This window comes from Mycobacterium sp. TH-M25, from assembly GCF_057473665.1.
In genome coordinates, this window is the sequence record NZ_JBYCLA010000100.1 from 1 (window position 1) to 8352 (window position 8352).

An 8352-nucleotide genomic window follows, 5' to 3' on the forward strand; every position below is an offset into this window, starting at 1 on the left:
CTCTGATGCAGACCACCCCGCGGGTGACGTCGGTGTTCGGGGCGACGGCGGGTGCTTCGCTGCTACTGGTCGCGGCGATCACGGTGTTGCCTGGACCCGCGAAGGTGCTCGCCGCCGCGGCCGTCCTGGTCGGTTTCATCACGATCTATCCGCGCGCCCTGTCATGCGCACTGGTAGCGCACCGCCCCGCCGTTGATCTGTATGTCGATCAGCACGGCGTCTATGCCGACGACGCACCGCTTGCGCTGCGCGCAGACATCGAGAACGCCTACATCAGGCCGGCGCTGAATGCCCACCGCAGTCGCCCCACCAACTACGGCAGCGCAGTAACGACCGACGACCACCTGGATCTGTCGTGGTACCCGCTGACCGTCGAACTTCAAGTCCGCCACCGGGGCCAGGTCAACATCGACCCCGGCGGTCAGGGCCCGGCAGCGGAGATCTTGACCGCTCTCGGCTTTCCGGTTACCACCTGCGCACCCAGGTACCGAGCCCAAACCAACGGTCAGCGGACGACGTCGGCGGTGCTTGTTGCGCTCTTTGTGGTCGCCTACGCCACCTACTACCTGTTCATGTCGACTCACCACTGACCACCGGCACCAGCCGGCGCAACTGAGTGACGTGCGTGGGGGCCAACTCCTCGAGGCAGCCGACGCCGAGCAGCTTCATGGTGCGGAGCAGTTGCGCGGAAAGGATGTCGACAGCTCGGCGCACGCCGGCCTCGCCGCCGGCCATCAGCCCGTACAGGTACGCCCGGCCGATCAGGACGCCGCGCGCGCCCAGCGCGATCGAGGCGACAATGTCAGCGCCGGACATCACGCCGGTGTCGACCAGGATTTCGGTGTCAGCTCCGAGCTCGCCCGCGACGACGGGTAGCAAATGGAACGGCACCGGCGCCCGATCCAGCTGGCGGCCACCGTGATTGGACAGCACGATGCCGTCGGCGCCGAGATTCACCACGGCTGCTGCGTCCTCGAGGGTCTGGATGCCTTTGACGACGAGCTTGCCCGGCCATTGCGCTTTGATCCAGACCAGGTCGTCGAACGTCAGGGTGGGATCGAACATCGAATCCAGATATTCACCGACGGTGCCCGACCAGCGATCCAGCGATGCGAACGAGAGCGGTTCGGTGGTCAGCAGGTCGATCCACCAACGCGGCCGCAGCGCGGCGTCGAGCGCGGTCCGCAAGGTCAACGCCGGCGGTATCGACATCCCGTTGCGAACATCGCGCAGGCGGGCGCCGGCAACCGGCACGTCGACGGTGACCAGCAGGGTGTCAAAACCAGCGTCGGCGGCCCGCTTCACCAACGCCATCGACCGCTCCCGATCCCGCCACATGTATAGCTGAAACCACTTGCGGCCCTGCGGCGCAGCGGCCGCCACCTCCTCGATCGACGCGGTCCCCAGCGTCGACAGCGAAAACGGGATACCGGTCTTCGCCGCGACCCGCACACCGGCGAGTTCACCGTCGGTGTGCATCAAGCGGGTGAAACCTGTCGGCGCGATGACGAACGGTAGCGCCACCGAAGCACCGAGCACCGGCCAATCGGCGCGGACATGGCTCACGTCGCGCAGGATCGACGGGTGAAACTCGATGTCACGAAAGGCTTGTCGAGCGCGCTGGATCGATATCTCGTCTTCGGCAGCACCGTCGGCGTAGTCGAACGCCGCCCTGGGCGTGCGGCGCTTCGCGAGTCGCCGCAGGTCGTCGATAGTCAGCGCGTCATCGAGGCGACGCTGAACTCGGTCAAGCCGTGGCGCGCGAAAACGGATCAGCGGCGCGAGATCACGTGCTTTCGGCATCCGCCGTTTGACCACAATGTCACCGTAAGCCATCTGGAATGTGCGAGCGACCCGTTCGACCGGTGACACCTTCGATCAGACCGGCCGCAGAATCCGCCAGCCGTGCGGCTCGACGGTGACGGTAGCCACCACCTCGGATGGCGGCGCTCCGCTGCCGGCGATGACCTCCGCCGAGCCGGCATCGAGTCGGATCCGCAACGGCTCATCGTCGATGTTGAGTGCGACGATCAGCGCCTGGTCGCCGTGGCTGGTCTGATAAACGTAGTGCCGGTTATCCAGCCGCAGCGCCGACGTCGACGCGGTATGCAGCCACGGATGCCGTCGGCGTAGGCCGATCAGGTGTTGATGCAGCGACCAGGTCTGCATCTCGGGTGCATCGAGTGCGGCTGGGGGAGAGCCGAATTCAGGACGTACTGCGTCGTCGCCACCGAACCGTTCCTCCTTGATGCCGCGGTACCCGAATTCGTCGCCGGCGTAGATGCTCGGCACCCCGCCGACCGTCATCAAGACGACGAGCGCGTGGGCGAGATGCTTCGGGTGATCGAGTTGGCTGGCGATGCGCGTGACATCGTGGTTGCCAACGAAAGTCAATGGCGCAAAAACCTTCTGCACCTCGTTATGGCGCTGCAGCGCATGATCCAGCTCGAAGAAATTGCCGTCGTTGAGACCACTCCAGATCGCCTTCCACAACTCGTACTGAGTGGCCGAGTCGAACCCGCTATCGCCGACGACCGCGACGTAGTCGCCGTGAATGAGTTCGCCGACAAACCACGCTTCCGGATGGGCATCGCGAACTCGCCCCAACACTGAACTCCAGAAATGTTGCGGCACAGCGTAAGCCGCATCCAGCCGCCAGCCGTCGGCTCCACGTCCCAGCCAGTGGGACATCACGTCGGCGGTGTACTCGACGACCTCCGGGTTGTCGTGGTTGAGGGTGAGCAAACCGTCGTGGCCTTCGAAGGTGTGAAACCGGCCGGGCCGACCGCGGAACCACCGGGCCGCCGCAGCGTCGTGCGCCGCGTCACGGTAGCGGGAGAAATCAACGCCGACATGGTTGAACACCCCGTCCAGCAGCACCCGTAACCCGCGCCGCCGCGCTTCGACGATCAGGTGGTCGAAGTCGTCGTCATCACCGAGCCGTGGGTCGATGCGGTAGTGGTCGGTGGTGTCATACCCGTGGGTGCGAGCAGCGAAGATCGGTCCGAGCGCGACGCCCGAGGCGCCCAGCTCTATCGCATGATCGAACCATCCAACGAGGCGCCGCAGTCGATGCTCGCGCGCATCCGGGGCGGCGGCGGCCGGAAATGCGCCCACGAATCCCAGCGGGTAGACGTGCCACCAGATCACCTGCTCGGCCCAGGCGGGCGCGCTCATCGCCGGACGCACGCTACCCGGTGGGCGCCAACGTTTGCGCCGTCGAGATCGCCTGGGCAACACCGGCGACGATCGCGGCGGCCTTCAGCGCCTCCAAGATCGCCTCACGCTCGACACCTGCCTCGCGTAGCACCTGCTCGTGGGCGCTCACGCAGTGTGCACATCCGTTGATCGACGACACGGCGAACGACCACAGTTCAAAGTTGGCCTTGTCGACGCCCGGGTTGCCGATGATGTTCATCCGCAACCCCGGACGCAGGTCGTCGTATTTGCCGTCCAGGAAACCGCGACCGCGGTAGAACACGTTGTTCATGCCCATGATCGACGCGGCGCCCAGCGCTGCCTGATACGCCTCGGCGGACAATTCGTCGGCCGCCTCAGCGCTAATCTCGGTCAGCACCTGGGCGTTTCGCGTCGCCGCGGCACTGGCCAACAAGGTGCCCCACAGCTGCTCGGTGTTGAGTACGGTAGTGCGGCTGATCGAGCCGAGGTTGAGCTTGAGATCCTTGGCGTATTCCGGCAATGCCTCTTTGAGGTTGTCCAGACTCATCAGGTCCTCCGATCAGGCCGATGCCTTCAGCAGCTCTCCGGCGTCCAGCGTGGGGTCGCCTTTACGCCAGTTGCAGGCGCACAGCTCGTCTGACTGCAGTGCGTCGAGCACGCGTAGCACCTCGTCGACGTTGCGGCCCACCGATCCGGCGGTCACCGACACGAACTGGATTTCGTTGTTCGGGTCGACAATGTAGGTGACACGGTCGGCGACGCCGTCTTTGTTCAGCGCGCCGGTGGCCTCCACCAGTTCCCGCTTGAGGTCCGAAAGCATCGGGAAGGGGAGCTTTTTCAGGTCGTCGTGCTGGGCACGCCACTGGAAGTGCACGAACTCGTTGTCGACGGAGACGCCGAGGACTTGGGCATCGCGGTCGATGAACTCGTCGTTGAGCTTGCCGAAGGCAGCGATTTCCGTGGGGCAGACAAAGGTGAAGTCCTTGGGCCAGAAGAACACGACCCGCCATTTGCCCGCGAAGTCGTCGCTGGAGATGGTGGTGAAGTAGTCCTCGGGCTGCTGAGCGTCGACCTTGGAGAGGTCTCCACCGATCAACGCCGTCAGCGTGTAGGCCGGGAACTGGTCGCCGATTGTCAACAAGGCCATGTCGCTCCTCCAGTCAAATTGGATTTAGTCAAAATACCTGCTGCCACCATCTTGCCCGACCCACACTTTAAATGAAAGGTGATATTTCCCACTATACTGATAGGTATGACCGATAAGACTTATCAGCCGACGATAGCCGGACTGCGCGCGTTCGTAGCCGTTGCCGAGAAGCGCCATTTCGGCAGCGCCGCAACAACTCTCGAGATCAGCCAGTCGACTTTGTCGCAAGCGCTCTCGGCCTTGGAGGCGGGCCTCGGCGTCAAGTTGGTGGAGCGCTCCACCCGACGGGTACTTCTAACGACCGAGGGCAGCGCGCTGCTATCCCAGGCCCAGGCCGTGATCGACGCGGCGACGGCGTTCACCGCGGCGGCCGCCGGGTCCACCGATCCGCTGCGGGGCACCATCCGGCTGGGACTGATTCCCACGGTGGCGCCCTATGTGTTGCCGACGTTGCTCGCCGGTCTCGGCGATCGACTGCCGGGGTTGTCGTTACGCGTGATCGAGGACCAGACCGAACGGCTGCTGACCGGGTTGCGCGAGGGGTCGGTGGACGCGGCACTGATCGCGTTGCCGGCCGAAGCCGCCGGCATGAGCGAGATCCCGCTGTACGACGAAGATTTCGTGCTGGCGCTGCCATCCGGCCATCCGCTGGCCGGCAAGAAGCGGGTGCCACCGGCGGCGCTCGCCGAGTTGCCGTTGCTACTGCTCGACGAGGGACACTGCCTGCGAGATCAGGCACTCGACATCTGTCGCAAAGCCGGTGTGCACGCCGAACTGGCCAACACTCGGGCCGCGTCATTGGCCACCGCCGTGCAGTGCGTCGCCGGCGGGCTGGGCGTGACGTTGATTCCGCAGAGCGCGGTGCCCGTCGAGACCAAACGCAGCCGACTGGACCTCGCGTATTTCGCCGTGCCCCGGCCCGGCCGTCGCATCGGCTTGGTGTTCCGCGCATCCAGCGGACGCGAAGGCCCCTACCGGCAGCTCGCCGGGTTGATCAGCGAACTGCTCGTCGCCGACCAGCGAGTTCGTCCGGTGGGGTAGTCAGCTGTTGCCTGGTGAGTGGTCGGTTGTTGTCGGTAGCGTGCTGTAGGAACAAAGACATGAATCTGGCGGCGTGGGCGGAGCGCATTGGTGTTGCGCGGGTGAGGGCGTATCGCTGGTTTCGTGCTGGTCTGTTGCCGGTACCGGCCCGGCGGGTAGGCCGACTGATTCTTGTCGACGAACCGGCTGGGGACGCTGGCGCGCGATCGCGGATCGCGGTGTGTGCGCGGGTGTCGTCGGCTGATCAGAGAGCCGATCTGGATCGGCAGGTGGCGTGGGTGACTGCAACGGTAGTCACGAGGACCCCAGTACCGCGACTAAAGTGAACGTGTTCTAGTTTCGCTTGATGTTGGACTTCACGCTCGAAGACCTCAGCGCCGAGGACGTCGAACGGCTACGGGCGGTCTACCAGCCGCTGGCCGAGTCGGTGCGGGCGCTGATCGACGCGACGATCAGGACCGAGGTGGACGCCGGCACCGTGGCAACCGCCGTCGCCGAGATCGATTCGGCCACCACACGTTTGCGTCAGAAACAGACCGACGGTGGCTTTGGTGTGCGCTATCTGGCCACCGGCGAGCGGATGGCGTGGGGCAACGCCGTCATCGGGATCCGCAATCCGCTTGCGCCGCCGGTGCAGATCCATCGCGACGCATCCGGCACATCGGTGTGCGATTTTCATCTGGGCGCCGCGTACGAAGGACCGCCTGGTCACGTCCACGGCGGCGTCGCCGCGCTGGTACTCGATCACCTGCTGGGGGAGGCCGCCAGCGACGGCATCAACCCACGCCTGACCGGCACCATCAACTTCCGCTACGTGCGAGCCACCCGACTCGGGGACCTGCGCGGCGAAGCCCGCATCACCCGCACCGAGGGTGTGAAGACCTACGCCGTCGGCCACCTCGCCGATGCAGCGGGCGTCACCGTCGAGGCCGAAGGCGTATTCATCCAACCGCGCTGGGCGCGGGATCGCTCGGAATAGGTTGCGCCCATGGAAAAGGTAGTGGCACTGCTGCGGTCCGCCGACCATGACGATGATTGGTGTCGACGGCAGCGAACATCGGTCGCCGAGGCGATCCTGGCGCTCGGCGTAGCCGGCCTGAGCGTCAACGTCCGCGACGCAGCGGTGAATCACTCGATGATGACGTTGACGACGCTCGATCCACCCGCCGTTGCCGTGGTGAGCATGTGGACACAGCAGTGCTACGGGGACCAGATCGCCGAGGCGCTGCGCCTGCTGGCGGCCGACTGCGACCGGCTGGCGGCGTATCTGGTCACCGAATCCAACCCGTTGCCAGCCCCGCTCCAACTAGGGGAACGCACAACAGGTTTGGCGAACATCGCCTTGCTACGTCGTCCGGCCGAATTGGATTACGCGACATGGCTTCAGCGCTGGCAGCACGATCACACGCCGGTGGCGATAGAGACACAATCCACCTTCGGCTACACCCAGAACGCGGTAGTGCGTGCGCTGACACCCGACGCGCCGCGGTTGGCCGGCATCGTCGAAGAGCTGTTCCCGATCGAGGCCGTCACCGACCTGCAGGCATTCTTCGGCGCCGCGGACGACGCCGATCTACAGCGGCGGCTGGCCCGAATGATCTCCAGCACAGCGGCTTTCGGCGCCAACGAGAACATCGACACCGTGCCGACCAGCCGCTACGTACTCACCACACCGTTCGCTAGCTAGGAGACGCCGGTGATACTCCAGATCGAAGACGACAAGAGAGTTCGCACCCTCACGCTGAACCGGCCCGAAGCGCTCAACGCGTTCAACGAGGCACTCTACGAAGCCACCGCCGGGGCCTTGCTGAAGGCGGCCGGGGACCCCGAGGTGGCCGTTGTGCTGTTGACCGGGGCCGGGCGCGCATTCAGCGCCGGCAACGACCTCAAGGAGATGCAGGCCCGTATCACCGATCCCGCGATGGCCGACCAGGGATCGCATTTCACCACGATGATCGACGCGCTGACCCGGTTCCCCAAGCCGCTGATCTGTGCGGTGAACGGCGTCGGCGTCGGTATCGGCACCACCCTCCTCGGCTACGCAGATTTGACGTTCATGTCGTCGACGGCACGGCTGAAGTGCCCATTCACCAGTCTGGGCGTCGCACCCGAGGCGGCATCGTCTTACCTGCTGCCGCAATTGATCGGCCGCCAGAACGCCGCGTGGCTGCTGATGTCGTCGGAGTGGGTGAGCGCGCCGGAGGCCCTAGCCATGGGCCTGGTCTGGAAGGTGTGCGAGCCCGACGATTTGGTCACCGAGGCCCGTAGGCACGCCGAAATCCTGGCCGCACGGTCGATTCCGAGCCTAATCGCGGTCAAGCAGTCGATGGTCGAACCCACGATGGCTGACATCGCTGCGGCGACTGAGCGTGAGAACTCGTATTTCGCTGAACTGTTGGGCGGTCAAACCAATGCGGCAGCGCTGGCGGATTTCACCGCCAAGCGGGGGAGTTGAAGAACTCAGGTGCCGGTCGGCTGCAATTGCGCGGCGGCCTCGATTATCGCGCGCACGGTGCGCCGGCAACGGCCGCAGTCCAGGCCCGCGCCGCATCGCGCGGCGACCTCTTTGGAGGTTGACGCACCGCGGGCGACCGTTTCAGATACGGTCTGGCTGGTGACGCCCTCGCACAGGCACACGTACATCAGCGCACCTCCAGGCTCTCCGACAGTGACCAAAACGCGTGTTAGTAGAGTCTAACCTAACCAGGTTCGTGAAGGCTAACCTAACTTCTAACGCGTCGGCAACCCCTCGCGTTGACTCCCACCATCCGCGCCGGCCGGCGCGGGCGGGGCGCGGATCGTGCACGGACCAGCCGACCACAATTTCTCGGCTCGGCGCTCACGACATAAACGCCGAATGGCGGACCGAATGCTCAAACCAAGGATCGGGTTAGTTAGGGAATGCTGACCTGACTGAGTATTACCTTCGGTGACAAGGCTTTTGACCTGCGGTAGCGTGGCCCGGACACGTGCTACGGCGATCT

General features: G+C 65.0%; 10 protein-coding genes and 1 pseudogene. 6 read left to right on the plus strand and 5 right to left on the minus strand.

Annotation, left to right across the window (positions count from 1 at the left end; translation table 11 throughout):
* The coding region (locus tag AC2VOU_RS03605) for a hypothetical protein (protein ID WP_486956116.1) at window positions 1-590 on the plus strand (590 nt) is incomplete at its 5' end.
* Here AC2VOU_RS03605 and AC2VOU_RS03610 read toward each other — a convergent pair.
* The 4 genes from AC2VOU_RS03610 to AC2VOU_RS03625 are packed head-to-tail and all read right to left on the minus strand — an operon-like array spanning window position 571 to window position 4327.
* Window positions 571-1821, minus strand: a complete 1251-nt coding sequence (locus tag AC2VOU_RS03610) for an alpha-hydroxy acid oxidase (protein ID WP_486956124.1) — start codon at window positions 1819-1821, stop codon at window positions 571-573. The genes AC2VOU_RS03605 and AC2VOU_RS03610 overlap by 20 nt on opposite strands.
* Before the next feature lie 57 nt (window positions 1822-1878).
* Window positions 1879-3177 (minus strand): alpha-amylase family glycosyl hydrolase, encoded by a 1299-nt coding sequence (locus AC2VOU_RS03615; RefSeq protein WP_486956117.1) that lies wholly within the window; start codon window positions 3175-3177, stop codon window positions 1879-1881.
* Window positions 3178-3190: 13 nt separating this feature from the next.
* Window positions 3191-3727: an alkyl hydroperoxide reductase gene (locus tag AC2VOU_RS03620; RefSeq protein ID WP_486956118.1), complete on the minus strand. Its 537-nt coding sequence runs from the start codon at window positions 3725-3727 to the stop codon at window positions 3191-3193.
* Between the two features lie 12 nt (window positions 3728-3739).
* Window positions 3740-4327: a peroxiredoxin gene (locus tag AC2VOU_RS03625; protein ID WP_486940238.1), complete on the minus strand. Its 588-nt coding sequence runs from the start codon at window positions 4325-4327 to the stop codon at window positions 3740-3742.
* A 105-nt stretch (window positions 4328-4432) separates the two neighbouring features.
* On the opposite strand from AC2VOU_RS03625, the gene AC2VOU_RS03630 reads away from it, so the two are divergent.
* From AC2VOU_RS03630 to AC2VOU_RS03650, 5 genes and pseudogenes are all read left to right on the plus strand, one after another.
* Window positions 4433-5368, plus strand: a complete 936-nt coding sequence (locus AC2VOU_RS03630) for a hydrogen peroxide-inducible genes activator (RefSeq protein WP_486956119.1) — start codon at window positions 4433-4435, stop codon at window positions 5366-5368.
* A gap of 59 nt (window positions 5369-5427) precedes the next feature.
* A pseudogene (locus tag AC2VOU_RS03635) lies at window positions 5428-5655 on the plus strand (IS607 family transposase); the annotation flags it as partial.
* Between the two features lie 59 nt (window positions 5656-5714).
* On the plus strand, window positions 5715-6347 hold the full coding sequence (locus AC2VOU_RS03640) for a PaaI family thioesterase (RefSeq protein WP_486956120.1): 633 nt from the start codon (window positions 5715-5717) through the stop codon (window positions 6345-6347).
* Window positions 6348-6356: 9 nt separating this feature from the next.
* Window positions 6357-7055, plus strand: coding sequence for an EthD domain-containing protein (locus tag AC2VOU_RS03645; protein ID WP_486956121.1), 699 nt, complete (start codon window positions 6357-6359; stop codon window positions 7053-7055).
* Between the two features lie 9 nt (window positions 7056-7064).
* On the plus strand, window positions 7065-7823 hold the full coding sequence (locus AC2VOU_RS03650; protein WP_486956122.1) for an enoyl-CoA hydratase/isomerase family protein: 759 nt from the start codon (window positions 7065-7067) through the stop codon (window positions 7821-7823).
* Between the two features lie 5 nt (window positions 7824-7828).
* Here the strand turns inward: AC2VOU_RS03650 and AC2VOU_RS03655 are convergent, their stop codons facing one another.
* Window positions 7829-8011 carry a (2Fe-2S)-binding protein gene (locus AC2VOU_RS03655; RefSeq protein ID WP_486956123.1) on the minus strand — a complete coding sequence of 61 codons (183 nt, stop codon included), beginning with the start codon at window positions 8009-8011 and terminating at the stop codon, window positions 7829-7831.
* Window positions 8012-8352: the final 341 nt, after the last annotated feature.

Excerpts from the sequence above, each read along its gene's own strand:
- AC2VOU_RS03630 (WP_486956119.1), top strand. The coding sequence starts at position 4,433 with ATGACCGATAAGACTTATCAGCCGACGATAGCCGGACTGCGCGCGTTC.
- AC2VOU_RS03645 (WP_486956121.1), top strand. The coding sequence starts at position 6,357 with ATGGAAAAGGTAGTGGCACTGCTGCGGTCCGCCGACCATGACGATGAT.
- AC2VOU_RS03615 (WP_486956117.1), bottom strand. The coding sequence starts at position 3,177 with ATGAGCGCGCCCGCCTGGGCCGAGCAGGTGATCTGGTGGCACGTCTAC.
- AC2VOU_RS03620 (WP_486956118.1), bottom strand. The coding sequence starts at position 3,727 with ATGAGTCTGGACAACCTCAAAGAGGCATTGCCGGAATACGCCAAGGAT.
- AC2VOU_RS03655 (WP_486956123.1), bottom strand. The coding sequence starts at position 8,011 with ATGTACGTGTGCCTGTGCGAGGGCGTCACCAGCCAGACCGTATCTGAA.
- AC2VOU_RS03640 (WP_486956120.1), top strand. The coding sequence starts at position 5,715 with ATGTTGGACTTCACGCTCGAAGACCTCAGCGCCGAGGACGTCGAACGG.
- AC2VOU_RS03625 (WP_486940238.1), bottom strand. The coding sequence starts at position 4,327 with ATGGCCTTGTTGACAATCGGCGACCAGTTCCCGGCCTACACGCTGACG.